The following is a 26,540-nucleotide window of genomic DNA, read 5'->3' as shown; positions in this document are numbered from 1 at the left end:
GTTTCCCGCCTTTACTTCGTCGTGCTTGCGGTTACTGCACGAGGTTGTTCAACTCGATGATCGGCAGCATCACCGCCAGCACGATCACCAGCACCACGCCCCCCATCGCCAGAATCAGCAGCGGCTCGAGCAGGCTCGTCAGGAACATCGTGCGCCGCTCCAGTTCGCGCGCTTCGCCGTCGGCCGCGCGATCGAGCATCGTCGTCACGTCGCCGGTCGCTTCGCCCGAACGGATCAGGTGCACCAGCACCGGCGGAAACGTCTTCGTGTTGCCGAGCGCGCGCGACAGCGACGTGCCTTCGCGCACCCGCACGATCGCATCGTCGATGTTCTCGCGCATCGCGTTGTTGCTGAGCGTTTCGGCAGCCGCCTGCAGCGCGCGCAGAATCGGCACGCCGGCCGCGGTCAGAATGCCGAGCGTGCTCGCGAAGCGCACCGTGTTGTAGCCGCGCACCAGCTTGCCGAGCAGCGGCGCGGTCAGCAGCCAGCGGTCGAACGCGAGGCGTGGGCCCGGCTGCTTCAGCGTCGCGCGCACGAGGTAGGTCAGCACGAACACGCCGATCAGCATCGCCCACCACCAATGCCGCACGAAGCCGGACAGCGCCATCATCAGCACGGTCAGGATCGGCAGTTGCTGCTTGGTGCTCGCGAACACGTTGACGACCTGCGGCACCACGTAGCTGAGCAGGAACGTGACGATGCCGAACGCGATCAGCGTGACGATCGCCGGGTACGTGAACGCCAGCACGATCTTCTGCTTCAACGCGTTGCGCTGCTCGATGTAGTCGGCAAGGCGCGAGAGCACCAGACCGAGCTTGCCGGTGTGTTCGCCGGCCGCGACCAGCGCGCGATAAATCTCGGGGAAGTCTTTCGGATGCTGTTGCAGCGCGTTGGCGAGCGAATGACCGCCGAGCACTTCCGCGCGGATCGACGCCATCAGCTCGCGAATGTAGTCGCGCTCCGACTGCTCGGTGAGCACCGCGAGCGCTTCGTCGAGCGGCAGGCCGGCGATCAGCAGACTCGCGAGCTGGCGGGTCAGGATTGCCTGCTCGCGCTGCGACAGCCGGCGCCCGAACGCGAGCCGCTGATTGCGCTCGCCGCGTGTGCGCGACGCGGCCGGTTCGACGACTAGCGGCGTCAGGCCCTGCGAGCGCAGATTGGTGCGCGCGCTGCGCGCGCTGTCCGCGTCGAGCACGCCTTTTTGTGCCTTGCCCGCCGCGTCGATCGCTTCAAAACGAAATGCCGGCATGCGCTTACACTCCGCCCGTCACGCGAATCACTTCTTCGAGCGAGGTCAGGCCCGAGGCCAGCCAGCGGTCCGAATCCTCGCGCAGCGTGCGCATTCCCTGCGCGCGGCCGGCGGCGAGAATTTCCGCGTCGGCCGCGTTGCGGTGAATCAGCGAGCGGATCGTTTCGTCGATCAGCAGCAGTTCATAGACACCGCGCCGGCCCGCGTAACCGGACTGGCCGCAGCGCTCGCAGCCGACCGGATGCCAGCGGCGGCTGCCGTCTTCCTCGGTGCGCTCTTCGCGGCACACCGGACACAGCCGCCGCACCAGCCGCTGCGCGAGCACGCCGAGCAGCGACGACGCGAGCAGATACGGCTCGACGCCCATGTCGGTCAAACGCGTGACGGCGGATGCCGCATCGTTGGTGTGCAGCGTCGCGAGCACGAGGTGGCCGGTCAGCGACGCCTGCACCGCGATCTGCGCGGTTTCGAGGTCGCGGATTTCACCGATCATGATGACGTCCGGGTCCTGACGCAGAATCGAGCGCAACGCGCGCGCGAAGCTCATGCCGATCCGTTCGTTGACCTGGGTCTGGCCGATGCCGGCGAGGTCGTATTCGATCGGATCTTCCACCGTCATGATGTTGGTGGTCTCGGTTTCGAGCCGCGACATCGACGCGTACAGCGTGGTGGTTTTACCGGAGCCGGTCGGCCCGGTCACCAGCACGATGCCGTGCGGCTTGCCGATCAGCTTGTCGAACTGGCCGAGCGTGTCCGACGCCATGCCGAGCGCTTCGAGGTTCAGGCGCGACGCGTCCTTTTCCAGCAGACGCAGCACCGCGCGCTCGCCGTGACCGGTCGGCAGTGTCGAGACCCGTACGTCGACCGGGCGGCCGCCGACTCGCAGCGTAATCCGGCCGTCCTGCGGCAGACGCTTCTCGGCGATGTCGAGCTGCGCCATGATCTTGATCCGCGAAATCAGCGCGCCGTGCAGCGCCTTTTTCGGCCGCACCACGTCGCGCAGCGTACCGTCGACACGAAAGCGCACCACCGACGCATTTTCGAACGGCTCGATGTGAATATCCGACGCCTGTTCGCGCGCCGCTTGCGTGAGCAGTGCGTTGATCATCCGGATGATCGGCGCATCGTCTTCCGATTCGAGCAGGTCCTCGACCTCGGGGATGTCCTGCATCAAGCGCGACAGATCGACTTCGCCTTCCACTTCGCCGACCACCTGCGCGGCGCTGCCGTCCTGGCGTGCGTAGGCCTGGTTGATCGCCTGCGCGAGTTCGTCGGCCGGCACCCGCACCACCGACACCGCGCCGTAATTGCGCGCGACTTCGGCGAGCGCGGCTTCGCTGGTGCGCTCGCTGATCCACACTTCGAGGCTGTCGGCATGCTGATGCGCGACCAGGATCTGGCCGCTGCGCGCAAAGCCGTACGGCACCATCCGGGCCGCGAGCGGCGAGGGCGCCGCGCGCTCGCCGGCGGCAGCGGCCTCGTCGTTGGACGGGCGTGACGAGGGCGCGGTTTGCGCGGGGGTCTGCGTCACGGACGCGCTCCCGGCGCCACGGTGTTCGGCGCCGCGCCAGTGGCGGGGTCGACCGCCGGCTGCGTGGTTTGTTGCGGCGCCTGATATGGGGTTGCCTGCTGGCGGCGCATCTGATCGAGATTGAACAGGTTCATCGCGGGCACGCCACCCTGGCTCGGGCCGATCGGCTTGGGCGGCATCACCGGATCGTCGTGATCGAACATCACGCGGTTATCCGAACGGAACGCGCCCTGCACGCCCTGGATGTAGTCGTAGCGATTCGCGGTCACCGCTTGCGTAGTGTCGCGATCGGTGAGGATCACCGGCCGCAGGAACACCATCAGGTTGGTCTTGTCGCGGGTCTTCTGCTCCGAGCGGAACAGCTGGCCGAGCCACGGAATGTCGCCGAGCAGCGGCACCTTGCTGTTGCTGACCTGGTAATTGTCCTGCATCAAACCGCCGAGCACGATGATCTCGCCGTTATCGCACAGCACGGTCGACTGGATCGAACGCTTGGTGAATTCCGGGCCCGCCGGGTTCGTCGACGCGTTGTTGGTGCCGTTCACGATCGCGGAGTCTTCGGTGTACAGCTGCATCTTCAGGATGCCGCCGTCGGTGATCTGCGGTTTCACGTGCAGCGTCAGACCGATATCGACGCGGTCATACGTATTGAACGCGGTGCTGGTCGTGCTGCTGGTCAGGTTCGAATAGGAACCGGTCTGGATCGGCACGTTGGTACCGACGATGATCTTCGCTTCCTCGTTGTCGAGCGTGATCAGGTTCGGGGTGGACAGCACGTTCGCGTCGGCGGTCTGCGACAGCGCCTGCAGCAGCGCGCCGAGGCCCTGGACGCCGAAAATGTTGCGGATCCAGCCGACGTTCAAGCCTTGCTGCAAGCTGCCCAGGCCCGACGCGAGCGCGGCGCCGCCGGTCGCGCCGCCGGCGGCCGCCGCCGCGGCAGCCGCCGTAATGTTGACGATGCTGTTGCTCGAACCCGTCTGCAGATTGGTACCCGCGAAAATCGAGCTGTTCGCGACCTGCCACTGGATGCCCAGGTTGCCGCTGGTGTTCGAGTTCAACTCGACGATCAGCGCCTCGATATAGACCTGCGCGCGCCGCGCGTCGAGCTGGTCGATCACCGCGCGCAGATTGCGGTACACCGGTTCGGGCGCGGTGACGATCAGCGAGTTGGTCGCGGAGTCGGCGGTGATCATGCCGCCGCCCTGGTCTTCGCCGCCCTTGTCCTTGTCGCCGCCGAGGAACCCGCCGGAATCCTTGCCCGAGCCGGAGCCGCCGCCCATCGGCGAATTCATCGAACTGCCGCTGCCAAGGCCGCCCGACGGCAACGGCGCGGTGCCCGAAATGCCGGTCGAGGTGTTGCTGCCGCCGCCACCGCCGCCGCCGCTATTCTGATTGAACGAATTGGCCTCGTTCGAGCCTGCCGACGAACCGCCTTCACCGCCGCCGCCCTTGCCGAGCATTGCGCGCAGCGTGCGCGCGAGCTTGGTGGCATCGGCGTTACGCAGCGGCACCACGTGAATGTTGCCGGGCATCGTGGTCGGCGTGTCGAGCTGCTTCGCGAGTTCCTTCGCGGCGGCCAGACGCGCGGCGTTCGACGCGCGGATCAGCAGCGAATTGGTGCGCGAGTCCGACGTGATCGATACCTTCAGCGTTGCATCGGTGCTGCCGATCGAGCCCGGGTCGAGCATCTTGTTCAGTTGCTGCGCGATGTCGATCGCATTGGCGTTCCGCAACGGCACGACCGCGACCGCCTGGCCCGCCGCGCTATCGACACCCGCGATGATCTGCGCGATGCGGCGCACGTTGTCCGCGTAATCGGTGACGACGATCGTATTGTTGGCGGGGTAGGCCGCGACCGTGTTATTCGGTGAGATCAGCGGGCGCAGCACCGGCAGCAGGTTGTTGGCCGATTCGTTGCGCAGCGTGAAGACCTGCGTAACGACCTGGTCGCCGCGCGCGGTCGGCGCATTGCCGACGTAGGTCGGCACGCCTTGCAGCTTCGCGTCGGCTTCGGGCACCACTTTCAATACGCCGTGATCCTGGACCAGCGAGAAGCCCTGCATGCGCAGCGCGGATTGCAATGTCTTGAGCGCCTGGTCTTCAGGCACCGCGTTTTCGGAAACGAGGTTCAGCTGTCCCTTGACCCGCGGATCGACGATGATCGTCTTGCCTGTCGCGGCGCCGATCGCTTTGGCGACCTGATCGATGTCGGCATTGACGAAATTCAGTGTCACCTCTGCCTGTGCTGTCTGCGCGGTGATCAAGCCAGCCACCAGCAGCGCCGTTGCGACTCGACGCAAAGCCATACAATTTCTTCTCATGGAATGTGATATCGATACCAACGGCTGTCGCCACTGGCGGTCATGCGATGCGGATCCGGCCCCAAGCCACCGCCCGAACGCTTTGCGGGCCGGTCAAGGCGACTGCCCGCCGTTCGAAAAAAACGAACAGTACCAGCTTTTCATGTCGGAATTGAAACAAAAAACTCGCCCCAGATCCGATTCCGTAAAAAGTTCGTGCTGTCGTTAGTCGATTGAAAGGAAATCGGCATATCGGGGGAACGGCGAACATCCGGATTTGTACCGGCTTATGTCGGTTAGCCAACTTGACGGTGCCCGGGCTGCCGGTATCATACGAGCCGTTCGCCTTGCTGTTATGCGATTGCTGACACGGGTTTTCCCCGATGCTGAGCGAAAGCCCCGGCCAGCATGACCCTCGCGGCCGGGAGCCGGCCAGCCGCGGACCTTACCGATTCTTACCGCGCGATTTTACTTAGTCCTCTTGACCGATGAAGTGTCCGTTAGTCACCGTCGCCGCCACCCTCGCGCTGCTCGTCGCAGCCGGGACCGCGCACGCCGACTGCTTCGACGAAGCGGCTAAATACCAGAAGGTGAACCCGCTGATCCTGCGCGCGATTGCGTGGCAGGAGTCGCACAACCGGCCGGACGCGCAGCACAAGAACGCCAACGGCTCGATCGACTACGGGGTGATGCAGATCAACTCCGTGCATCTGCCGGTGCTCGCCCAGTATGGAATCTCGCAAGGCACGCTGATGGAGCCGTGCAAGAACGTGTATATCGCCGCGTGGCATCTGCGCCGGCAGATGAATAAGTACGGCAATACGTGGCAGGCGGTCGGCGCGTATCACTCGGAGACGCCGGCGTTGCGTGATAAGTATGCGCAGCAAATCGCCGGGATTCTGCGCAGTTGGAAGTTGATGCAGTGATGGTGGGGCGGGGTAGCTGCGGCCGTTGATGCTTTGCTGCGCTATCGGGCGCTTTCTTCCACTGTCCTGTGATTGTTCGGCCGACACGCACTTCCTGTAATTTCGCCTGCTTTTTCCGCTCTCGCTTCTGTGTTTGCGTGTTTTTCCCGCGCAGTGTTCGCGCCGTTGCCATGGCTTTAGCCGCCGCGCGTTACTCCCGCTATTCCAGCCCCGCTTTCTGCATAGTGCGCTCGCGCGGCCCGCGTTTATCGCTGCCGCTACCGCGTATTGCGCTCGCTATCCCGACTCCGCTCTTTGGATAGCGCGTTCACGCGGCCCGCGCCGGTTTTGATGCACAATGCGGCTTCATGTTGCCGCCGGGCACCGCGCCAGCGGCGCGATCCAGCGGGTCCCGCGCCCGGCCCGTCCTCCAATCTTCCCGTTTACGTACCGCGATGAACCAGCCGCTATTGCCCGTCACCGTGCTCTCCGGTTTTCTGGGCGCCGGCAAGACCACGCTCGTGAACCACATCCTCGCGAATCGCGCCGGCCTGCGCGTCGCGGTGATCGTCGACGATCTGGCCGCGGTCAGCGTCGAGCCGACGCTCGCGACCGGCCCGTCGGCCGCCGACGCGCAGGCAATCGAACTGTCGAACGGCTGCCTTTACTGCGCGTCGAGCGACGACCTGCCCGGCGACATTCGCCGCCTCGCGCAAGCGGGACGCTTCGATGCGCTGGTGGTCGAAGCGAGCGGCGTCGCCGAACCGCTGTCGCTCGCCGAATCGCTCGCGTTCGACAATGAGAACGACAACGCACCGCTAGCCGGTTTCGCGCGACTCGATACGCTGGTCACCGTGGTCGACGCATCGAGCTTCCTGCGCGACTACGGCTCGGCCGATGCGCTCGCCGAACGCGGCCTCGCGACCGATGAAGACGACGACCGCACGCTCGCCGAGCTGCTGATCGAGCAGATCGAATGCTGTGACGTGCTGGTCGTGAACAAGGCCGACCTCGTCGATGCGGACGACCTCGCGCGACTCCAGCGGATCCTCGCGCGCGTCAATCCGCGCGCACAGCAACTGGTGAGCCGCTTCGGCGACGCTGCGCCCGACCAGTTGCTCAATACCGGCCGCTTCGATTTCGATACGACGGCGGGCGCGCCGGGCTGGCTCGCGGCGCTTGAACACGAGCAGGAAGAAATAGATAGCGAGCAAGGCCACCACCATTACAGCGACGCCGACGAATACGGAATCGGCTATTTCGTCTACCGCGCGCGCCGTCCGTTTCATCCGCAACGGCTGTGGGAACTGCTGCATCAGGAGTGGAAGGGCGTGCTGCGCAGCAAGGGCTTTTTCTGGCTGGCGACCCGCAACGACATCGGCGGTTCGCTGTCGCAAGCGGGCGGCGCCTGCCGGCCCGCGCCGGCGGGCATGTGGTGGGCCGCGCAGGCGCGCAGCGAATGGCCGGAAGGCGACGACGAACTGAGCGCCGAAATCGCTGCCGACTGGTACGGCGATGCGGACGATATGAGCATCGGCGATCGCCGTCAGGAACTGGTGCTGATCGGCATCGATATCGATCCGGCGCAGTGGCGCGCGAAATTCGACGCGTGCCTGCTCAGCGACGCCGAATACGCGCTCGGCCCACAGGGATGGCAGAACTTCGACGACCCGTTCCCCGCGTGGGACTTCGACGATCACGACCATGAGCATGACGACCCTCACGGTCATCACCATCATCACGACCACGCACACGGCGACGACTGCGAGCACTGCGGCCACGATCACCGTCACGACTGACCGAACCGGACGCGGCGCCGGCCGCACGTGATCACAGCAGGCCGCAACCGCGTGTTGCGGCCTTTTTTTGGCGCGTTACGCGCGCGTCTTCAGCCATCGCCCAAACCCGCATCGCGCCGCGCACGCCCGCAAAGCGGACGAAAAGTGGGCGAAAACCGGGCGAAAAAAAACCCGCCATCCGGCGGGTTTCTCGAGTGTCAACTGCCTGGCAGCGTGCTGCTTAGCGCTTGTTGACCGAATCCTTGAATGCCTTGCCTGCCGTGAACTTGACAGTCTTTGCAGCCGGGATCTTGATAGTTTCGCCGGTCTTCGGATTGCGACCCGTACGCGCTGCGCGCTTGCCCGAACCAAAACTACCGAAGCCGATCAACTGGACCGCTTCACCCTTCGACACAGCCTTCTTGATCACTTCAAGCAACGTGTCCAGCGTTTCACCGGTTTGAGCCTTGCTGGCGCCCGTCTGTCCTGCGACAGCGTCGATCAGTTCCTGTTTGTTCATTAAGGTTCCTCTTTGTGTTTAGGTTGACACGAACAGCGCGAACGCGCCGATTATACGTGCGCGCACCGCGCCGTCGAGCAGCTGCGGCCCCGATCGAGAAGATCTGCTGTGACGGCGAGTAAACCGTCCGCCAGCCGTGCTGCCGCTCCCTTCGCGGCGCTTGCTATGATAGCGCAGCGCAAACCCAATCAGGATAAGGGTTTCGAAGAATTGCGAGGTTCTCCGGCCGTTATCGCAAGGAAATCAGAATTTCCCCGCTTTTCACCCCCAAACGAGGGCTCAAACCCAGTCCAGACGGGGCCTGGCGTTGGTTTTCGCCAACGCAGCAAACGCTTTACGAGCATCCTCGCGGGTCCGTTCCGGCATCTCGCAATTCCAGCGCAGCGGCGCCGCGATCCGAACCCGCTCTTTCCAGCGTCCTTTTTCGCCGCGCATGACCGAACCGCTGATCCCCGCCGTCCTCGCTTTTCGCGCCAACGGCAGCCCGTTCTCGCCGCTCTACGACGACATCTATCACAGCGCCGTCGGCGCGCTCGAACAGGCTCAATACGTTTTTCTGGGCGGTAATTCACTGCCGGCCCGATGGCAAAACCGTCGCTGCTTCGCCGTGCTCGAAACCGGCTTCGGGATGGGCATCAACTTTCTGGTCACGTGGGCCGCGTGGCGCGCCGACCCGGCGCGATGTGAGCGGCTGCATTTCGTATCGACGGAAAAGCATCCGTTCAGCGCGGCCGATCTGCGTCGCGTGTACGCGATGCTGGCAAGCGAGCCGCTGATCGCCGAGCTTGCCGACACGCTCGCGAACGCGTGGCCGATGCTCGTGCCGGGCAGTCATCGTCTCGAATTCGACGACGGCCGCGTCGTACTGACGCTGATCTTCGCGGATGCCGCTGAAAGCCTGCCCGCGCTGCGGCTACGCGCCGACGCGTTTTATCTGGATGGCTTCGCGCCGGCGAAAAACCCCGAGCTATGGAGTCCGGCGATCTTCAAGTCGCTCGCGCGCTGCGCGGGCGACGACGCGACCTTCGCCACCTACAGCAGCGCGGGCGAGGTCAAACGCGCGTTGACGCAATGCGGCTTCGAGTATCGGAAGGTCGACGGGTTCGGCTGGAAACGGGCGATGCTGGTCGGCCATTTCGCGCCGCGCTGGCGGGTGCGCCGCTATGAACCGCCGGCGCCGTTCGCGCATCACGAAAGGCACGCGGTCGTGATCGGCACCGGGCTCGCCGGCTGCGCGGTGATCGAACGACTCGCGGCGCGCGGCTGGCACCTGACGTCGCTCGAACGGCATGCGGACGTTGCGCAGGATGCGTCGGGCAATCCGGCCGGCGTCTTCCACCCGATGATTTCACGCGACGACAGCGTCGCGTCGCGCGTCACGCGGGCGGGCTTTCTGTATGCGCTCAATCGCTGGAACGCGCTGGAGCGGGCAGGGCACCGGCTGGTGCGCGGCAACGGCGGCCTGCTGCAGATCGCCGCGGACGACGACGAAGCGCATGCGATGAGCGCCGCGATCGCCGGCTTCCGCTATCCACGGGAGTATGTGACGCCGGTCACGGCTGCCGACGCGGCGCGACTCGCCGGCACGCCGCTCGCGCGTGGCGGCTGGTGGTTCGAACGCGGCGGCTGGATCGCGCCGGCATCGCTGTGCGCGGCGCAGCTCGCCGCGGCCGGCGACCGGCTCGAACGGCGCTTTAACGTCGAGGTCGCGCGCCTCGAACGCGACGGCGACGAGTGGAACGTGTTCGATACCGCTGGTGAAGTGGTCGCACGGGCGCCGGTGGTGATCGTCGCGGGCGCGCATGAGGCCGCGCGCATGGCCGGCTTGCGGCATGCGCCGACGCGCAGCATTCGCGGCCAGCTGAGCCTGCTGCCGGCCGGCACGGTCGCGCCGCTCGGCCTGCCGGTAATCGGTGAAGGTTATGCGGTGCCGCTCGCTAACGGCGTCACGCTGACGGGCGCCACCTACGAACTCGACGACCCCGACACGTCGTTGCGCGCGGACGGTCATCGCGAAAACATCGAACGCGTCGCGCAGATGTTGCCGGCGTTCCGCGACGCACTGACTGACCTTCCTGTCGCGACGCTGGCCGGCCGCGTCGCGTTTCGCTGTGTGACGAGCGACCGCATGCCGATGATCGGCCAGCTCGCCGACGAAACCGCGGCCGCCCGCGACGCGGCGCGTCTGCGCGGCGCATGGCCGCTCGATCTGCCGCGCATCGACGGACTGTACGGCGCGTTCGCGTACGGGTCGCGCGGCCTCGTATGGGCCGCGCTCGGCGCGGAGCTGATCGCGTCGCAGATCGAAGGCGAGCCGTGGCCGCTCGAGCGCGATCTCGCCGAAGACATCGACGTTGCACGTTTTCTGCTACGCGAGTTGCGGCAAGGGACGCTCGGTTAACCGGGCGCTTCGGCACGAGTTCGGTTTACCTGGTTTACGTCGCCGCCACGTAAACCACGCGTAAACCTGCTGCTGCCGTTATCCACCGCAACTTGTGGATAACCGCGCGGTTAACCGGCGCAAGTCGTGTGGAACCGTTGTGGACGTAAACGGGGTAACTTGGCCATCGCAAAAAAGCTTGGAAAGTTACCCGCGTATACCCATTGCCGCCGCACATGCTGTGCATCCGGTTATGCGGCCGGCAAATTGCTGATTTGTTTCGGTAAACCCGAGTTATCCACATAAACCGAGCCGGCTTGTTAACTGTTACTACGTATACATACGGTAAACCAGTAAACAACAACGGCAGGGGCTTACGCCCCGGCTATCGAGCGGCTGATTTCGGTCAAAACCTCGCCAAAGCATTGCCGGTTAACCTTGAAGACGCACAGCGAAATCACACTTACCGCGTTTACGTAGGCTCGGCAGTTAACGCGGGAGCAAGGGGCAAAAGGTCGCTTTTGCCGCTTCTGAAGAAGTTAACGTCCGTTTTTACCGTTTTGCCAGTGAGTTAACCGCTTTTCCGTCGGGACCGGACAAGCTGTGGCACAATCGCCGTTCTTTTGCGCGTCGTGCCCCCGCATCGGGCGGCACGCGCAGCGACGGAACGGTGCCGGTCAAACAGAATCTGATTCAAGGTCGACGGCGTTCTTTCACCGTTCCGGTTGCCTCTGCCGCAGCCGTGAAAGCGCTGGATTCATGGCGGTTCTTTGCGGCCGCGGCGCATTCCCGATCATCCGATCATTGATAAAACGCAACGCTGACTTCGCGAAGCGCTTGCGACAGCGACGGTGTTAACCGCTCGCTCGTTTACCGGTGTGCGTGTGCGCCGGTTCGTGTCGTCTGCCGTTGCTGCCAAGGAGAACCCATTACGATGAATTCGGCGTTTTCGTTTCTGCCAGCGTGGCCGCTTTCTCCCGATGCTATTTTCTGGGCCGGGCTCGCGTTGCTTGCCGCCGGTTTGTGCGGCGAACTCTGTTATCGCGCATGGCGTTTACCGCGCATTTCCGGTTATGCGGTGATCGGTCTGATTGCCGGCGCGGCCGGTTTCGGCGTGATCGACGCGGATGCCGCGAATGCCGCGCGTCCGCTGCTCGACGTCGCGCTCGGTTTACTGCTGTTCGAACTCGGCAGCCGGCTCGATCTGCGCTGGATTCGTCGTAATCCGTGGCTGATCCTGTCGAGCGTGGCCGAAGCGACGCTCACGTTCGTACTGGTGTTGCCGGTGCTGCTGTTCCTGAACGTGCCGCTGATGGTGGCGACCGTGCTCTCGGCGATCGCGATGGCGACCTCGCCGGCGATGGTGATCCAGCTGAAAACCGAACTGCGCGCGGAAGGCCAGGTGACCCAGCGGCTGCTCACGCTCACCGCGCTGAACAGCATGTATGCGGTGGTGATCGAAAAGCTGGTGTCGAGCTGGTTGCATCAGGAGGCCTACGGCAACGTGTTCGCGACCATCCTGCAACCGCTGTATCTGCTGGTCGGCTCGCTCGTGCTCGCCTATGTGCTCGCGCGCACCTGCACGTTTTTCTATCGCCGGCTGAGCATGCAGGACGAGCATTCGTTCGTCGCGCTGTTCGGGATGGTGCTGCTCGCGATCGCGATCGCGCATCTGTTCAAGCTGTCGACGATTCTCGCGCTGCTCGCGGCCGGCATCATCGTGAAAAATCACGAAGCGCGTCCGCAGTTGTGGCCGCAGCATTTCGGCACCGCCGGCTGGCTGCTGACGGTCATCCTGTTCGTGTTGACGCTGACCTCGTTCGAATGGAAACACATCGCGCTGGGCGGCGTCGCCGCGCTCGGGCTGATCGTCACGCGGCTGGTCGCGAAGCTGGTCGGCGTGCTTGCATTTGCCAAACCGAGCGGGCTGAACTGGAAGCAGGGGATGGCGCTCGGGCTGTCGCTGTCGCCGATGTCGGCGCTCGCCTATCTGCTCGTCGACGACACCTACAACCTGTACCCGAACTTCGATCCGCAACTGCGCGCGATCGTCATGTGCTCGATCTTCGTCCTGCAGATTCTCGGGCCGTGGCTCGTCTATCGCAGCCTTGCGCTGGTCGCGGAGCGGCGCGAGGAGTAAGCCGCGCGCCGCTCGAACCCGCACTTGAAGAAGCCGTTTCAACACTCTCGCTTAAAAACGACCTGACTCAGGGGACGCCATGTCACTCGAAGCCTTCATCGATTCGAAACCGTTTACGTTCGGGATCGAACTGGAGATGCAGATCGTCAATACGCATGACTATGATCTGACCAAAGCCGGCACGGATCTGCTGCGTCTCATCAAGGACGAATCGATCCCCGGCAACATCACGCCGGAAATCACCGAAAGCATGATCGAGCTCTCGACCGGCATCTGCACGTCGCACGAACAGGCGGTCGCCGATCTGCGCAAGATCCGCGACACGCTGGTGTCGGCCGCCGATCATCTGAACGTCGGCCTGTGCGGCGGCGGCACGCATGCGTTCCAGCAATGGAGCGAACGGCAGATCGTCGATACCCCGCGTTTTCAGTATCTTTCCGAGCTGTACGGTTATCTCGCCAAGCAGTTCACGGTGTTCGGCCAGCACGTGCATATCGGCTGCCCGGATGCGAATAGCGCGCTGTATCTGCTGCATTCGATGTCGCGCTTCATTCCGCATTTCATCGCGCTGTCGGCGTCCTCGCCGTTCGTGCAGGGCGTCGATACCGGATTTCATTCGGCACGCCTGAATTCCGTGTTCGCGTTTCCGCTGTCGGGCCGCGCGCCGTTCGTGCTGACGTGGGACAGCTTCGAGGAGTATTTCTCGAAAATGGTCCACACCGGCGTGGTCAACAGCATGAAGGACTTCTACTGGGATATCCGGCCGAAGCCGGGCTTCGGCACGATCGAAGTGCGCGTGATGGATACGCCGTTTTCGGTCGATCGCGCCGCGGCGATCGCCTGCTACATCCAGACGCTCGCGCGCCATCTGCTGCTCGATAAACCGATCGCGCCGCAGGAAGACGACTATCTCGTCTACACGTTCAACCGTTTCGAAGCGTGCCGGTTCGGACTGGGCGGCACCTGCATCAATCCGCAGACGGGCGAACGCAAGACGATCTCCGAAGACATCCTCGAAACACTCGAGCGGATCGAGCCGCATGCGCAAGCGCTCGGCTCGACCAATGCGCTCGCGGAAATCGGCGCAATTGCCCGTGGTCAGGTCAATGATGCGACGTGGCTGCGTAGTCTGTTCGCGCAGGAAAAGTCCTTGCACGAAGCGGTGCGGCAGCAGTGCCTGCTGTGGCGCGCGTAGTGGTGCGCTTAGCGGCGCGCCTGGTCGCGCGGCATCGCGTGACACCTGCTACATGCGTCACAACGTGACGCTTTCAACGAAACCCGCCCCGTGCGGGTTTTTTTTCGTAAAAAATTTTCAAAAAATTTTTGCCCGCGCGGCCCTTCAGGTTTCGTAAAAGTTTACGTATACAAACGTAGAAGCCGCTAGCGGGCGTCCCGGATGTCTGTGGACAACTGAATAATTTCTTGCAAAGTCAACGCGCTGGCGAAATGATAAGTAGGCTTGAAAAGCAGGCACCGGGCGAGCTTGGGCAAGCAGGGCCGAAGATACGTTCGAGCTGCCGCAAGTGTTTGTCTCAAAACGCTACACAGGCTGTCCAAACGTTTTCCCCTGGTTATCCACAATGGTCGTTGGATAAGTTAGCTGTACGATTTGCCGGTCTCGCATAGAATGTCGTTTTCGCCGCCTGCGTGGCTTCGTAGGCGGTCAATTTTCTGAGTAGTAGAAACCATTTCGTCCGCGGGTTGGACGGAATTACCCCACACACGCAGCGGACACGCCCGGCACGCAGGTCGCCGGAAGTGCACGAAAGCGGTAAATAAACGAATCGAAGATTATGAGCGAAGGCGTATACGGAGAACAGGCAACCGGGCGAGTGACCCACAGCCTCTTGCGATTGAGCACGGCGATGCGAAGCCAGGCTTGGGAATGGGCCGAAGGCGCTGGCCTCACGCCGACCCAGGGCGAAATCCTCGTGCTGTTGATGCAGCGCAAAGGGCCGATGCGCCTCGGCGAAATCGCGCGTGAAACGGCACTGACCGCTGCTACCACCAGCGACGCAGTCAGCACGCTCGAAACCAAGGGGCTGGTCGAAAAGCGCCGCGCGCTCGACGACGGCCGTGCTCTCGCCGTTCGCCTGACCTCGCGTGGCCGCACCGCCGCAAAGCGCGCGTCGCAATGGCCCGACTTCCTGAGCAAGGCGGTCGGCACGCTGCGCGAAGACGAGCAGGCAATGCTCTACCGCACGCTGCTCAAGACCATCTATCAGCTCGAAGCGCAGGAAACGATCCCCACGCATCGCATGTGCCTGAGCTGCACGCATTTCCAGCCGAGCAAGAATCCGAAGAAGACGCCGCATCACTGCGCGCTGCTCGACCTGAACATGTCCGATACCGATCTGCGTCTGGACTGCTCCGTGCACGAAACGGCGGACGTTCTGACCCAGAAGAAGACCTGGAAGATCTTCGCTGCGTAAGGCGGCGGTTTCTGGTGTCATCCGCTAACATGACCTCGCCGGCAACGGCGGGCGGCAGCGCCGCCTGCCTGCCGGCTTGTGTTGTGTAATGGACCCGCTCACGGGCGGCGAGTCGTTCGTTAACCTGAAGGTGGGGCAGGCCGATGAATCGCGAAGTATTGGCCATTCGCCATGTGCACTTCGAGGATCTGGGCAGTCTCGAGCTCGTGCTCGGCGAGCGCGGCCGGCCGGTCCGTTATCTCGACGTCGGCGTAGCCCGTATCGAGGCGCCGAATCCGGTTTCTGCCTCATTGATGGTGGTGCTCGGCGGACCCATCAGCGCCACCGACGATGCGTGCTATCCGACGCTCGCGCCGCTCCTCTCCCTGATTGAAAAACGCATCGCGGCCGGTCTGCCGACGCTCGGCATCTGTCTCGGCGCGCAGCTGATCGCGCGGGCGCTGGGCGCCCGCGTCTATCCGGCCGCGCAGGCCGAACTCGGCTGGACCCCGCTCGCGCTGACCGAAGCTGGCCGCGCGTCGCCGCTGCGTCATCTGGACGGCGCGCACACGTCGATGCTGCACTGGCACGGCGACACCTTCGACCTGCCCACCGGCGCAACCCGCCTCGCGTCGACCCCCGACTGCGAAAATCAGGCGTTCGCGTGGGGCGGCCACGTGCTCGGTTTGCAGTGTCATCCGGAGATTCGCACCGATCGCTTCGAGCCCTGGCTAATCGGTAATGCGAACGAACTGGCCGGCCATGGCGTCGACGCGCGCACGCTGCGCGCCGACACCGCGCGCCACGGTCCCGCGCTCGAAGCATGCGCGCGCCGGATGTTCGGCGACTGGCTCGACAGCGTCGAGCCGCGCGCCTGAGCCGCCGCCTGCATGCATTAAAGCGCTCGCGGTGCTATGCTCGATCGCTCTCGGGTTTTCACTGGGCAAATCCATGAGCGCGCTTTTCTCTCCGCTCACGCTGCGTAGCGTGACGCTTCCCAATCGTATCGTCGTGTCCCCGATGTGCCAGTACTCCGCCGAACGCGGCGAGGCCACCGCATGGCACATCATGCATCTCGGCAGTCTGGCGCTATCCGGCGCGGCGATGCTGTTCATCGAGGCGACCGCGGTCGAACCGGATGGCCGCATTACGCCGGGCGACCTCGGCTTGTGGGACGACGCGACCGAAGCGGCGCTCGTGCCGGTGCTGGCCGCGATCCGCAAGCATTCGCATATCAACGTGACGATGCAGCTCTCGCACGCGGGCCGCAAGGCGTCGAGCCACGTGCCGTGGGAGGGCGGGCAGCTGATCCCGGTCGCGCAAGGCGGCTGGCTGCCGCATGCGCCGTCGGCGCTGCCGCATAAAGCCGACGAGGAGCCGCCGCTCGCGCTCGACGTCGCCGGTCTGCAGCGGATTCGCGAAGCATTCGCCGCGTCGGCGCGGCGTGCTGCGCGGCTCGGCATCGACGCGCTCGAAGTGCACGCGGCGCACGGCTATCTGCTGCATCAGTTCCTGTCGCCGCTCGCGAATCAACGCGACGATGAGTACGGCGGCTCGCTCGAAAACCGCATGCGTTTCCCGCTCGAAATCTTCGACATCGTGCGCGCCGCGTTTCCGGCCGACAAACCGGTTGGCGTGCGGGTGTCGGCGACCGATTGGGTCGAAGGCGGCTGGACGCTCGAAGACACGATCGCTTTCGCGCACGAACTCGAAAAGCGCGGCTGCGACTGGATCGACGTGTCGTCGGGTGGGGTCTCGCCGTTGCAGCGAATTCCGCTCGAACCGGGCTATCAGATTCCGTTCGCGAAGGCGGTCAAGCACGCAACCGGACTCACCACGATCGGCGTCGGCCTGATCACCGATCCGCTGCATGCGGAGCAACTGATCGAGAAGGGCGACGCCGACCTGATCGCGCTCGCTCGCGCGCTGCTCTACAACCCGCGCTGGCCGTGGCACGCGGCCGCGCAACTCGGCGCGACCGTCGAAGCGCCGCCGCAGTACTGGCGCTCGCAACCGCGCGAGCAGAAAGCGCTGTTCGGCGACATCTCGTTCGGTCAACGATGACGCCCGCCGCACGTTAAATGAACGCACCGGTCGACGGTTGAACGAAGCCGTCCACACCGTGTAGGATGCCGGATGTGACGCATTGCGCGTCGCAAGTCGACGCGGCGCTCGCAAGGCGCCGCGTTTGCTATCCGCGTCAGGAAAAGCCGCGCGCGAGACGCGCCTGACGATTGCCCGATTTCATCCCCCAGTTCTTCTTAAGGATTCATTCAATGAATTCACGCAGGATCGCCGTGCGCCGTTCGGGTGTGCACGGCAAAGGCGTGTTTGCCCTCGAACCGATCGCGGCCGGCGAGCGGCTGATCGAATACAAGGGCGAGCGGATCTCGTGGAAAGAAGCGTTGCGCCGGCATCCTCACAACCCGGCCGAGCCGAATCACACGTTCTATTTCGCGCTCGACAACGGCAAGGTGATCGACGGCAAGGTGAATGGCAATAGCGCGCGCTGGATCAATCATTCTTGCGCGCCGAACTGCGAAGCCGAGGAAATCGACGGGCACGTATACGTGCATGCGCTGCGCGACATCGCTGAAGGCGAGGAAGTGTTTTACGACTACGGCCTCGTGATCGATGCGCGTCAGACCAGGAAGCTGAAGAAGGAATACGAATGCCGCTGCGGCGCGCGCAAGTGCCGCGGCACGATGCTGGCACCTCCGGAGAAGGGCAAGGGCGGTGCCAAGGCGGATAAAGCGCAGAAGGCGGTGAAGGCCGATAAATCCGGCAAATCGTCGAAGAAAGCGAAGAAGAAGTGAGAGGCGGCGTCTGCCGCGTGGGCCGGTGAACTCAACCCGCCACGCACGGCGGACGCGTCGCATGAATCGCCGGCCTCAGCGCCGCCGCAGCGCGCAGCACCGGCGCTCACATTCGCTTTGCATTGCTACAGATCGACCGGCGCCGAGTGCGCCGGTTTTTTTGCGCCGCGCGATGCGTCGCCGGCGGCAGCGGCGGGCTGGCTGCTGCCGGTGGCGGTGGCCGCCGGCAGCAGCGGAATCCGCACGATAAAGCGCGCACCGCCTTCCGGCGCGTGTTCGTAATGCACGCTGCCGTGGTGCAGCACCATGATATCGTGAACGATCGCGAGACCGAGACCTGCGCCGGTGTCGACCCCCGAGTCGGCCTGTCCGTCGCCGCGGAAGAAGCGCTTGAACAGATCGGCCTGCTGCGTGTGCGGCACCCCCGGCCCGTTGTCTTCGACGACAATCTCCGCCATCCGCACTTCGTCGATCACCGTTTGCGACACCGTCACCGTGATCCGCCCGCCATCGACGCGCGACGGCGGCACGTACTTCAGCGCGTTGTCGAGCAGATTCGCGATCACTTCATGCAGCAGCACCGGGTTGCCGCGGGCGATCAGCGGGTGCTCGTTGCCGGGATCGTCGAGCCGCTGGAAGCCGAGGTCGACGTGCACCGCGAGCGCACGCGGCACCCATTCCGCGCCGGTATCGAACGCGAGCGCGGCCATGTCGACGTCGACGAAACGCGCGGCCTGTTCGCCCGGCTCCGCGCGCGCCAGCGACAGCAACTGATTCGACAGCCGCACCGCGCGGTCGGCCGCGGCGCGCAACTCGCGCACGGCGGCCAGCGTCTGTTGCGGATCGCGCGCGACTGCCGCCTGTTCCGCGTGCAGCTTCACGGCGGTCAGCGGCGTGCGCAGCTGATGCGCGGCGTCGGCGATGAATTTGCGCTGCGCATCGAGCGCGGACTTCAGACGGTCGAGCAGCGCGTTCAATGCGCCGGTCAGCGGCCGGATTTCGACCGGCACATAGCTTTCGTCGACCGGTTCGAGCGACGTATGAGTCTGGCGGTTCAGCGAGTCGGCGAGCGCGGTCAGCGGATTGAGCTGCTGATTGACGACCCGCCACACGATCACCCAGCCGGCGAGCAGCAGCAACAGCAGCGGCATCATGATCGCGACCAGAAACTCTGCGGCGATCCGGAAGCGGTGATGCACCGGCTGACCCACTTCGACGACGATCGGATTGCCGGTCGGCTGATCGACCCGCACCTGCGCGACGCGTACGGTTACGCCTTCGTGCTGCGTTTCGAACACATACGCGTAATGCATGCGGCGCACGTTGGTGCCTCGCAGCGGCAGATTGTGGTCGCCGGCGATTTCGGTTTCGCCGTTGCTGATCCGGTAGACGAGGTGCTCGACCGGGTCGGAGAACATCGCCTGGGCGAGCGGCGGCACCGTGATCGGCGCATCGGGTCCGGCAATCTGGATCTGCTTGGAAATCGCGGTCGCGAGGTCGGCGAGCGAACGGTCGACCACGTGCTGCGTGTACTGCCACGCGAGCCAGTAAGCGATCAGGCCGCTCATCAACGCGAGCAGCGAAAGGGGCGCAGCGAGGCGCCGCAGCAGCGTGCGGCGCAAACTAGTGGCGGCCGGCTGGGGCATGGTCGTACGCGCGGGAGGGAGGGAACGGCGCGGGGCGCCTTGAAAGGTTGCGGATCGCGGCACCGCGCGCGCGGGCTGCGGTCGGCGCAACCACGACGCGGCGCCGGACCGGCGCCGTCGGGCCGCGACGCGATGCGCGGCCCGCACGACGATTACGCGGCCTGGCGGATTTCCTGCAGCAGGTAGCCGAAGCCACGCACGGTAACGATTTCGACACGGCAGTTCTCGAGTTTCTTGCGCACGCGGTGCACGTAGACTTCGATCGCGGTATCGCCGAGGTCGCCGCCGAAGTGCGTCAGATGATCCTGCAGTTGCGCCTTGCTGACCACCCGGCCATGACGCAGCAGCAGCATTTCGAGCACCGCGAATTCGCGCGGCGACAGTTCGAGCGGCTTGTCGTCGTTGAAGATGCGGCGATCGACGCCCGACAGACGCACACCGCCGAGCGACACTTCGGGACGCGGCATGTCGCCGTGCGGACCGCTGCGGCGCATCACCGCGCGAATCCGCGCTTCGAGTTCGGCCGGTTCGAACGGCTTGAGCATGTAGTCGTCGGCGCCGGAATTGAGGCCTTGCACGCGGTCGTTCAGTTCGTCGCGCGCGGTCAGGATGATCACCGGCGTGTGACGGTTGCTCTGGCGGAAACGCGACAGCAGCGTCATGCCGTCGATGCCCGGCAGACCGAGGTCGAGGATCACGAGTTCGTGGCGGTTTTGCGTGAGGGCCTGCTCGGCAAAGATGCCGTCATGGACCATGTCGACGGTGAAGCCGGCTTGTTCGAGACTGCTTTGGATGCCGCGTGCGATGGGGCGGTCATCTTCGATCAGAAGGAGTCGCATGGATTTCGCTCAAGTACAATGGGTTTAGGCGTTTGGGCAAGCGGTTCGCCGGGGCGCCTGCAACACAGCCAGCGAGCCGCGTGGCAAACGCGGCGGACACCGAAGACGTGGCCGCGATGCAGCGATCGAGCCGCGCTGTCGTACCAGCCAAGCCATCACGAACTCATGTCCGAGATCAGCATTCACGAACTGGAAGCCGCAATCAACTTCTGGCGGGCCCGCTCACCTTCGAGCGGCGACGAACTCGTTCTGTGCAAGGAGGCAAGCGCGCTCTCCAAGCCGTATGCGCTGCTGATTGTACAGCGTCGAACGTCGCTATCGCCGGATCGTTTGGACCCGATTGCCAGGCAGGCGTGGGAATCTTACGTTCGACTTAATAATAGCCTGTAGAACTGAAGGTTTACCCAGGGAAATGCCTGCATTGGCCTTTCAATTCGCGCTGATTGCGTTAGAGACGACGTATAAACGCGTGCAAAGCGCGTTGAATTTTTCGTAATTACCCAGCGATGCTGTCGATGAACGAGGCGAGCGTAAGGTCGCGTTCGGTAACGCCGTTCGCTTCGTGCGTGGACAGCGTGATTTCCACTTTGTTGTAGACGTTGAACCACTCCGGGTGGTGATCCATTTCCTGCGCCTTGATCGCCACTCGCGTCATGAAGCCGAAGGCCTCGTTGAAATCAGCGAACTCGATGCTGCGTTCAATCGCGTCGCGATCGGCGGCGCTGTGCCAGCCGTTCAGCTTCGCCAGCGCCTGGCTGCGTTGCTCGGAACTTAGTTTCTGAATCATCGTGGGACCTCATTGATCAGACGCGCGCGGTTCGGCGCGCGCAATCCGTTATTTTTTCACGGATGCGTGAGCGGCGTTGCCGAGCGCGACGAGCGCGACGAGCGCGCGGCGCTTGCCGGCTACACGTCGCCGTCGTCCTGCCAGCCGGCGCGCGAGCCGCGGGTGAGCACGCGATCGCCGGGCAGCAGATCGCCGGCCGCGAATGCGGGGGCCGTGGCGAGCCGTTGCAGCAGCGGCGCGACATCGGTTTGCGCGACCTCGAAGAGCTGCTCGAAGTCATCGATTACGAAGTAGCTTTTCTGGAACGTGTCGATCCGGTAGCGGGTGCGCATCACGCGTTCCAGTTCGAAGCCCAGGCGGTTCGGAGAGCCGCTCTGCTGGCTGTATAGCGTCTCGCCCTGACTCGACACGATGCCCGCGCCATAGATCTTCACACCGTTCGGACTGGCCGCGTCACGGATCAGGCCGAACTCGACTGTGTACCAATAAAGTCGCGCGAGAAGCGGCAGCGCGCCGGCGTCGTCGGCCGCGAGCGCGGCGCGGCCATACGCATGCATGTAGTCGGCGAACACGGGGTCGATCAGCAGCGGCACGTGGCCGAACAGATCGTGAAAACAGTCCGGTTCCTGCAGGTAGTCGAGCTGGTCCGGCCGGCGCATCCACCACGTGACCGGAAAGCGCCGGTTCGCGAGATGCGCGAAAAACACCTGATCGGGGACGAGGCCGGGCACCGCGACGATGCGCCAGCCGGTTGCGGGCGTGAGCTTCGCATTGATCTCATCGAACGACGGCACGCGCTCGGCCGGCATGCCGATGCGAACGAGCCCGGCGAGGAATTCGTCGCAGACGCGGCCTTCGAGCAAAGCGGTTTGTCGCGCGTAAAGCTGCCGCCAGACCGCGTGGTCGACCGCGCGGTAGCGCTCGAACGGTTGGTCGATCGTGAAGTCGGCGCGGGTTTCGAGGCCGGCGTCGAACTGTTCCTGAAGTTTGGCCGTGGCGGCGGTGCGGGTGGCGGTGGACATGGCGAGCGGCTTTACAGCGCAAAACGGATGAAATCGATGAATGCGAGTGTAAAGCGGTGACCGCGCGAGAAGGGCGCAATATTGGCTTAAAAACGTTCGTGCATGCAATAATCGTGCATTAAGACGTCATTTAATGCGGATTATTAATATGCTCGAACTCGATCACTTCGATCTCGCGCTGCTCGATGTACTGCAGCGCTTCGGCCGTGCCACTCATCAGCAGCTTGCCGAACAGGTGCCGCTGTCGCCTTCGCAGATCGGGCGGCGCTTGCAGCGGCTGGAGCAGGTGGGAGTCGTGGATGGCTATCGGGTCGTGCTGCGGCCCGAGAAGCTCGGCCTCGGCGTCACCGCTTTTACGAGCCTGAAGCTCAAGCATCACGGCGATTCGATCATCGAGCAGTTTCAGCAGCAGATCGACGTGCTGCCCGAAGTGCTCGAATGTCATGCGGTGGTCGGCGATGCCGACTATCTGTTGCGAATCGTCGCGCCGGATCTGAATTACCTGTCGACGTTCGTGATGAAAAAGCTGATGCGGGTGCCGGGCGTCGATAGCGTGCGCTCGAATATCGTGCTGACCACGTTCAAACGCAACGGGCCGTTGCCGCTCGCGCATCTGGCGCCGGGCGCGACGGCTGGGTAAGGGGTAGGGCAGCTGAGCGATTGCTAAGCCCGCTAGCACACGCGTGGACCGCGCGCATGCGGCTTGCGCGGTCCAGCCGGCGATACGAGATTTACGCGGCCTGTTTCGGCTCGCCGTCAGCGTTCAACAGATCGACATAAGCGACCGGCACCAGATCCGCCTCCGTCACGCCGAGGCTTTCGAACATCGCCTGCGCTTCCGCGTGACCGCCTTCCTCGTCGTCATCCTGCCCAAGCACCACTTCGAGTTCGACGAAGTCGCCAAGACCGTCGACCCGATCCAGATGAATCCGCGTGCGTCCGCTCAGATATACGTGCCGTTCCTTCGTGACGATGCCGCGCGTGGTGAGCGCGGTCGCGAGCAGCGCATGCATCGCTTCGGGATTGGTCACCGGGCTGCGTGTGTAGTACGACGCCTTCGGGCCGTCGCGATCGTCGCGCTGGTAGAAGATCAGCTCGGCCGGGGTGCCGTCGTCGAACTGGCGCAGCTTCAGGCGGCCGCGCGGCACGTCGTAGAAAAAGTCCTGCTGGCGGAAGATCAGCGGCGCGTCCGTCGCGAGTTGCGCGGCGCGCTCGCGCAGTTGCTCGAAGTGCTGGGCGCGGGCTTTGATTTCGATGTTGCGTGCCATTGTCAGGCTCCTGTCGGTTGAGCGGGTGAGCGGCGGCTGGCGGGCTGGCCGGCTTGGCAACGCAGCGCCAGCGGGGAAGACAAAGTCAGGCGGAACGGAAAAGCAGGAAGGACGTGCGCGAAGCGCAAACCGCCAATCTAGCAAAAACTTCGTGACCGGATGGTTTCAGTGGGCAGCGGCCGTGGGGAGAGTCGGAGCGCCCGACGCGCGTTTATGCCATTAGCACGGCTCATATCGCAGCGCGGCAAACTCTGCCGGGTCATCGCAAGCCGCGCAATTACACCACTCAATTCATCCACTGCTGCTCGATCAGCTTCAACGCGGCGGCAATCGCGGGTTCGTCCTTGCGCTCGTCGAGCGTGATGAAGCTCAACTGGGTCGGCACCGTAATGCCTTCGACGATCGTCAGCGCGTGCGCATGCGCTTCGGCGATCGCGGTCGCGTCGCGCGCGAGCGTGAGGCCCACGCCCGACTTGACGAGGTCTAGCATCGACGGCTCCTGGTCGACCTCGGCCACCTTGACCGGCTTCACGCCCGCCGCGCCGAAGCAGCGCGACAGCAGCCGGTTGTGCGCGGATGCGGGCGGGGTCCAGATCCACGGCAGCGCGGCGAGCGAGCGCCAGTCGCGCGCTCCCTTTACGCGATCTTTCCAGCCGGCCGGCGCGAGCACCCGGTACTGGAACTGCGTGAGCGTCAGCGCGTGAAACGCGGCGCCGTCGCGGCTCTCGTCGTCGGACGGCAGGCCGATGTAGTAGCCGACGTCCAGCTCGCCCGCGCGGATCTGCTCGAGCACCCAGCCCGACATCCCGTGGCGCAGCGCGGTCTCGATCCGCGGCCACGTCTCGACCAGCTGCTTCAGAAATCCGCCGAGGCGCAGAAATTCAGGGTCGAGAATCGTGCCGATGCGCAGCCGGCCGCGCACCTCTTGGCGCAACGCCAGCGCCGCGCGTTGCACGTCGGCGGCCGCGCCGACCGCCCGTTCGGCGTGCGGCAGCAGCGCCTGGCCGTCGCGCGTCAGCACGAGCCCGTGCGAGGTCCGTGTAAACAGCGTGACGCCGAGCGTTTCCTGCAAATGCTTGATTTGCAGGCTGACGGCGGGTTGGGTCAGATGCAGCTGCACCGCGGCACGGGTGAGGTTGCCCTCGCGTGCGACGGTGACGAAGGCCCGGAGCAAGGTGAGATCCATCCGGTGATATTAGCGCGGCTTATAGCCCAGTTGAGCAATTCTCATTGGATTTGTCGGCCCGAAGCACCTTACGCTTAACGTCCGATACGCTGCGGCACCGCTGCGATGCCGCGCGCAGGATTTGATAGCAAGAGGAACGACATGAGCGAGACACATCAGAACGACAGCGTCCAGCAGGCCGCGGCGAGCGCCCGCGCGCTGGCCCATGTGATCAACGGCAAGGCGATCGAAGGCACCAGCGGCCGTTTCGGCGACGTGTTCAATCCGGCGCTCGGCAGCGTCAGCGCCCGCGTGCCGCTTGCGAGCGTCGCGGAAGTGGACGCCGCGGTTGCCGCCGCGAAAGCCGCGTTCCCCGCGTGGAGCGAAACCGCGCCGATCAAGCGCGCCCGCGTGCTGTTCAAGTTCAAGGAGTTGCTCGACCGTCACCACGACGAGCTCGCCGAGCTGATCACGCGCGAGCACGGCAAGGTGTTTTCCGATGCGAAGGGCGAAGTGATGCGCGGCATCGAGATCGTCGAATTCGCGTGCGGCATTCCGAATCTGCTGAAGACCGACTTCACCGATCAGATCGGCGGCGGCATCGACAATTGGAATCTGCGTCAGCCGCTCGGCGTGGTCGCCGGCATCACGCCGTTCAATTTCCCGATGATGGTGCCGTGCTGGATGTTCCCGGTCGCGATCGCGTGCGGCAATACCTTCGTGCTCAAGCCGTCCGAACGCGATCCGTCGGCGGCGAACCGGCTCGCCGAACTGCTGAGAGAGGCCGGTCTGCCGGACGGCGTGTTCAACGTCGTGCACGGCGACAAGGTCGCGGTCGATGCGTTGCTCGTGCATCCGGACGTCAGCGCGCTGTCGTTCGTCGGCTCGACGCCGATTGCCGAATACATCTACACGGAAGGCACGAAACACGGCAAGCGTGTGCAGGCGCTCGGCGGCGCCAAGAATCACCTCGTCGTGATGCCGGACGCCGATCTCGATCAGGCGGTCGATGCATTGATCGGCGCGGCCTACGGATCGGCCGGCGAGCGCTGCATGGCGATTTCGGTGGCGGTCGCGGTCGGCCATATCGCCGATGAGCTGATCGAGCGTCTGACACCGCGCGTGCGGAACCTGAAGATTCTGAACGGGATGGAAGCGGCCGCCGAGATGGGCCCGCTCGTGACCGGCGCGCATCGCGACAAGGTAGTCGGCTATATCGATGCGGGCGTGGCGGCCGGCGCGAAGCTGGTGGTCGACGGCCGCGGTCACCAGGTGGCCGGGCATGAACAGGGCTTTTTCCTCGGCGGCACGTTGTTCGATGATGTATCGCCCGACATGAAGATCTATCGCGAAGAGATTTTCGGGCCGGTGCTGTGCGTGGTGCGGGTGCCGGACTTCGCGTCCGCGGTCGAGCTGATCAACGCGAATCAGTTCGCCAACGGCGTGTCGCTGTTCACGTCCGACGGCGGGATCGCGCGCGCGTTCTCGCGGCAGATCGAGATCGGCATGGTCGGCATCAATGTGCCGATTCCGGTGCCGATGGCGTGGCATTCGTTCGGCGGCTGGAAGAAGTCGCTGTTCGGCGATCACCACGCGTACGGCGAAGAGGGCGTGCGCTTCTATACGCGCTACAAGAGCATCATGCAGCGCTGGCCCGACAGCATCGCGAAGGGTGCTGAATTCACGATGCCGGTCGCCAAATAATCGGGTTAACCGGGCGGCTCTAATGGCCGCGTGCTGCATCGGGCACGCAGCCAGCAAAACAATCACAGGCACAGCGCCG

General features: G+C 64.4%; 22 protein-coding genes. 12 read left to right on the top strand and 10 right to left on the bottom strand.

Annotated elements, in window-relative coordinates:
* Positions 1-31: 31 nt before the first annotated feature.
* Genes gspF through gspD form a run of 3 tightly spaced genes read right to left on the bottom strand, consistent with a single transcriptional unit; the run spans position 32 to position 5,086 of the window.
* Positions 32-1,249, bottom strand: a complete 1,218-nt coding sequence (gspF, locus tag LJ656_RS12030) for a type II secretion system inner membrane protein GspF (RefSeq protein WP_230509638.1) — start codon at positions 1,247-1,249, stop codon at positions 32-34.
* A 4-nt stretch (positions 1,250-1,253) separates the two neighbouring features.
* Complete coding sequence (gene gspE, locus LJ656_RS12025) at positions 1,254-2,780, bottom strand: type II secretion system ATPase GspE (protein WP_329958870.1); 1,527 nt, start codon at positions 2,778-2,780, stop codon at positions 1,254-1,256.
* Complete coding sequence (gspD, locus tag LJ656_RS12020) at positions 2,777-5,086, bottom strand: type II secretion system secretin GspD (RefSeq protein ID WP_230509637.1); 2,310 nt, start codon at positions 5,084-5,086, stop codon at positions 2,777-2,779. The genes gspE and gspD overlap by 4 nt, the downstream gene beginning before the upstream one ends.
* A gap of 482 nt (positions 5,087-5,568) precedes the next feature.
* On the opposite strand from gspD, the gene LJ656_RS12015 reads away from it, so the two are divergent.
* Positions 5,569-6,006, top strand: coding sequence for a lytic transglycosylase domain-containing protein (locus tag LJ656_RS12015; RefSeq protein WP_230509636.1), 438 nt, complete (start codon positions 5,569-5,571; stop codon positions 6,004-6,006).
* A 434-nt stretch (positions 6,007-6,440) separates the two neighbouring features.
* Positions 6,441-7,784, top strand: coding sequence for a GTP-binding protein (locus LJ656_RS12010; protein ID WP_230509635.1), 1,344 nt, complete (start codon positions 6,441-6,443; stop codon positions 7,782-7,784).
* 220 nt (positions 7,785-8,004) lie between these two features.
* Here LJ656_RS12010 and LJ656_RS12005 read toward each other — a convergent pair whose 3' ends face one another.
* Complete coding sequence (locus LJ656_RS12005) at positions 8,005-8,283, bottom strand: HU family DNA-binding protein (protein ID WP_075303500.1); 279 nt, start codon at positions 8,281-8,283, stop codon at positions 8,005-8,007.
* A gap of 433 nt (positions 8,284-8,716) precedes the next feature.
* On the opposite strand from LJ656_RS12005, the gene mnmC reads away from it, so the two are divergent.
* The 7 genes from mnmC to LJ656_RS11970 all read left to right on the top strand — a co-directional run bounded on the left by mnmC (position 8,717) and on the right by LJ656_RS11970 (position 18,030).
* Positions 8,717-10,684: a bifunctional tRNA (5-methylaminomethyl-2-thiouridine)(34)-methyltransferase MnmC2/FAD-dependent 5-carboxymethylaminomethyl-2-thiouridine(34) oxidoreductase MnmC1 gene (mnmC, locus tag LJ656_RS12000; protein WP_230509634.1), complete on the top strand. Its 1,968-nt coding sequence runs from the start codon at positions 8,717-8,719 to the stop codon at positions 10,682-10,684.
* A gap of 913 nt (positions 10,685-11,597) precedes the next feature.
* Complete coding sequence (locus LJ656_RS11995; RefSeq protein WP_230509633.1) at positions 11,598-12,803, top strand: cation:proton antiporter; 1,206 nt, start codon at positions 11,598-11,600, stop codon at positions 12,801-12,803.
* A gap of 79 nt (positions 12,804-12,882) precedes the next feature.
* The gene (locus LJ656_RS11990; RefSeq protein WP_230509632.1) at positions 12,883-13,998 is read left to right on the top strand and encodes a YbdK family carboxylate-amine ligase; all 1,116 of its coding nucleotides are present in this window, start codon (positions 12,883-12,885) and stop codon (positions 13,996-13,998) included.
* Positions 13,999-14,596: 598 nt separating this feature from the next.
* Entirely contained in the window at positions 14,597-15,235 is a 639-nt protein-coding gene (locus tag LJ656_RS11985; protein WP_230509631.1) for a MarR family winged helix-turn-helix transcriptional regulator, read from the top strand.
* Positions 15,236-15,378: 143 nt separating this feature from the next.
* A complete protein-coding gene (locus tag LJ656_RS11980; protein ID WP_230509630.1) occupies positions 15,379-16,092 on the top strand; it encodes a glutamine amidotransferase in 714 nt (237 codons plus the stop codon).
* Between the two features lie 73 nt (positions 16,093-16,165).
* Positions 16,166-17,278 (top strand): NADH:flavin oxidoreductase/NADH oxidase, encoded by a 1,113-nt coding sequence (locus LJ656_RS11975; RefSeq protein WP_230509629.1) that lies wholly within the window; start codon positions 16,166-16,168, stop codon positions 17,276-17,278.
* A gap of 212 nt (positions 17,279-17,490) precedes the next feature.
* Positions 17,491-18,030 (top strand): SET domain-containing protein, encoded by a 540-nt coding sequence (locus tag LJ656_RS11970; protein WP_230509628.1) that lies wholly within the window; start codon positions 17,491-17,493, stop codon positions 18,028-18,030.
* A gap of 125 nt (positions 18,031-18,155) precedes the next feature.
* On the opposite strand, the gene LJ656_RS11965 is transcribed toward LJ656_RS11970, so the two are convergent.
* Together LJ656_RS11965 and LJ656_RS11960 are read right to left on the bottom strand one after the other, a co-directional pair.
* Positions 18,156-19,676, bottom strand: coding sequence for a sensor histidine kinase (locus LJ656_RS11965; protein ID WP_230509627.1), 1,521 nt, complete (start codon positions 19,674-19,676; stop codon positions 18,156-18,158).
* Positions 19,677-19,828: 152 nt separating this feature from the next.
* A complete protein-coding gene (locus tag LJ656_RS11960) occupies positions 19,829-20,515 on the bottom strand; it encodes a response regulator (protein ID WP_013090980.1) in 687 nt (228 codons plus the stop codon).
* Between the two features lie 165 nt (positions 20,516-20,680).
* Here LJ656_RS11960 and LJ656_RS11955 point away from each other — a divergent pair, with 165 nt between their 5' ends.
* Entirely contained in the window at positions 20,681-20,905 is a 225-nt protein-coding gene (locus LJ656_RS11955) for a DUF3717 domain-containing protein (RefSeq protein WP_230509626.1), read from the top strand.
* 106 nt (positions 20,906-21,011) lie between these two features.
* Here the strand turns inward: LJ656_RS11955 and LJ656_RS11950 are convergent, their stop codons facing one another.
* Positions 21,012-21,302, bottom strand: a complete 291-nt coding sequence (locus LJ656_RS11950; RefSeq protein ID WP_230509625.1) for a 4a-hydroxytetrahydrobiopterin dehydratase — start codon at positions 21,300-21,302, stop codon at positions 21,012-21,014.
* Positions 21,303-21,421: 119 nt separating this feature from the next.
* Positions 21,422-22,324 carry a phenylalanine 4-monooxygenase gene (gene phhA, locus LJ656_RS11945; RefSeq protein ID WP_230509624.1) on the bottom strand — a complete coding sequence of 301 codons (903 nt, stop codon included), beginning with the start codon at positions 22,322-22,324 and terminating at the stop codon, positions 21,422-21,424.
* A 148-nt stretch (positions 22,325-22,472) separates the two neighbouring features.
* Here phhA and LJ656_RS11940 point away from each other — a divergent pair, with 148 nt between their 5' ends.
* A complete protein-coding gene (locus tag LJ656_RS11940; RefSeq protein ID WP_230509623.1) occupies positions 22,473-22,964 on the top strand; it encodes an Lrp/AsnC family transcriptional regulator in 492 nt (163 codons plus the stop codon).
* A gap of 91 nt (positions 22,965-23,055) precedes the next feature.
* Here LJ656_RS11940 and LJ656_RS11935 read toward each other — a convergent pair whose 3' ends face one another.
* Positions 23,056-23,592 (bottom strand): class IV adenylate cyclase, encoded by a 537-nt coding sequence (locus LJ656_RS11935; protein WP_230509622.1) that lies wholly within the window; start codon positions 23,590-23,592, stop codon positions 23,056-23,058.
* 286 nt (positions 23,593-23,878) lie between these two features.
* On the bottom strand, positions 23,879-24,778 hold the full coding sequence (locus tag LJ656_RS11930; protein WP_230509621.1) for a LysR family transcriptional regulator: 900 nt from the start codon (positions 24,776-24,778) through the stop codon (positions 23,879-23,881).
* 141 nt (positions 24,779-24,919) lie between these two features.
* Here LJ656_RS11930 and LJ656_RS11925 point away from each other — a divergent pair, with 141 nt between their 5' ends.
* Entirely contained in the window at positions 24,920-26,461 is a 1,542-nt protein-coding gene (locus LJ656_RS11925; RefSeq protein WP_230509620.1) for a CoA-acylating methylmalonate-semialdehyde dehydrogenase, read from the top strand.
* Positions 26,462-26,540: the final 79 nt, after the last annotated feature.

It is taken from the genome of Paraburkholderia sejongensis (genome assembly GCF_020880815.1).
GTDB classification, from domain to species: Bacteria; Pseudomonadota; Gammaproteobacteria; order Burkholderiales; family Burkholderiaceae; genus Paraburkholderia; species Paraburkholderia sejongensis.
The sequence above is the reverse complement of the archived record's forward strand: the minus strand, read 5'-3'. Positions and strand labels throughout refer to the sequence as shown.

Bases quoted from the DNA above. Each gene is read 5' to 3' on its own strand.
- gspF (WP_230509638.1), bottom strand. From the start codon at position 1,249: ATGCCGGCATTTCGTTTTGAAGCGATCGACGCGGCGGGCAAGGCACAA.
- gspD (WP_230509637.1), bottom strand. From the start codon at position 5,086: ATGGCTTTGCGTCGAGTCGCAACGGCGCTGCTGGTGGCTGGCTTGATC.
- LJ656_RS12015 (WP_230509636.1), top strand. From the start codon at position 5,569: ATGAAGTGTCCGTTAGTCACCGTCGCCGCCACCCTCGCGCTGCTCGTC.
- LJ656_RS12010 (WP_230509635.1), top strand. From the start codon at position 6,441: ATGAACCAGCCGCTATTGCCCGTCACCGTGCTCTCCGGTTTTCTGGGC.
- LJ656_RS12005 (WP_075303500.1), bottom strand. From the start codon at position 8,283: ATGAACAAACAGGAACTGATCGACGCTGTCGCAGGACAGACGGGCGCC.
- mnmC (WP_230509634.1), top strand. From the start codon at position 8,717: ATGACCGAACCGCTGATCCCCGCCGTCCTCGCTTTTCGCGCCAACGGC.
- LJ656_RS11995 (WP_230509633.1), top strand. From the start codon at position 11,598: ATGAATTCGGCGTTTTCGTTTCTGCCAGCGTGGCCGCTTTCTCCCGAT.
- LJ656_RS11990 (WP_230509632.1), top strand. From the start codon at position 12,883: ATGTCACTCGAAGCCTTCATCGATTCGAAACCGTTTACGTTCGGGATC.
- LJ656_RS11985 (WP_230509631.1), top strand. From the start codon at position 14,597: ATGAGCGAAGGCGTATACGGAGAACAGGCAACCGGGCGAGTGACCCAC.
- LJ656_RS11980 (WP_230509630.1), top strand. From the start codon at position 15,379: ATGAATCGCGAAGTATTGGCCATTCGCCATGTGCACTTCGAGGATCTG.
- LJ656_RS11975 (WP_230509629.1), top strand. From the start codon at position 16,166: ATGAGCGCGCTTTTCTCTCCGCTCACGCTGCGTAGCGTGACGCTTCCC.
- LJ656_RS11970 (WP_230509628.1), top strand. From the start codon at position 17,491: ATGAATTCACGCAGGATCGCCGTGCGCCGTTCGGGTGTGCACGGCAAA.
- LJ656_RS11965 (WP_230509627.1), bottom strand. From the start codon at position 19,676: ATGCCCCAGCCGGCCGCCACTAGTTTGCGCCGCACGCTGCTGCGGCGC.
- LJ656_RS11960 (WP_013090980.1), bottom strand. From the start codon at position 20,515: ATGCGACTCCTTCTGATCGAAGATGACCGCCCCATCGCACGCGGCATC.
- LJ656_RS11955 (WP_230509626.1), top strand. From the start codon at position 20,681: ATGTCCGAGATCAGCATTCACGAACTGGAAGCCGCAATCAACTTCTGG.
- LJ656_RS11950 (WP_230509625.1), bottom strand. From the start codon at position 21,302: ATGATTCAGAAACTAAGTTCCGAGCAACGCAGCCAGGCGCTGGCGAAG.
- phhA (WP_230509624.1), bottom strand. From the start codon at position 22,324: ATGTCCACCGCCACCCGCACCGCCGCCACGGCCAAACTTCAGGAACAG.
- LJ656_RS11940 (WP_230509623.1), top strand. From the start codon at position 22,473: ATGCTCGAACTCGATCACTTCGATCTCGCGCTGCTCGATGTACTGCAG.
- LJ656_RS11935 (WP_230509622.1), bottom strand. From the start codon at position 23,592: ATGGCACGCAACATCGAAATCAAAGCCCGCGCCCAGCACTTCGAGCAA.
- LJ656_RS11930 (WP_230509621.1), bottom strand. From the start codon at position 24,778: ATGGATCTCACCTTGCTCCGGGCCTTCGTCACCGTCGCACGCGAGGGC.
- LJ656_RS11925 (WP_230509620.1), top strand. From the start codon at position 24,920: ATGAGCGAGACACATCAGAACGACAGCGTCCAGCAGGCCGCGGCGAGC.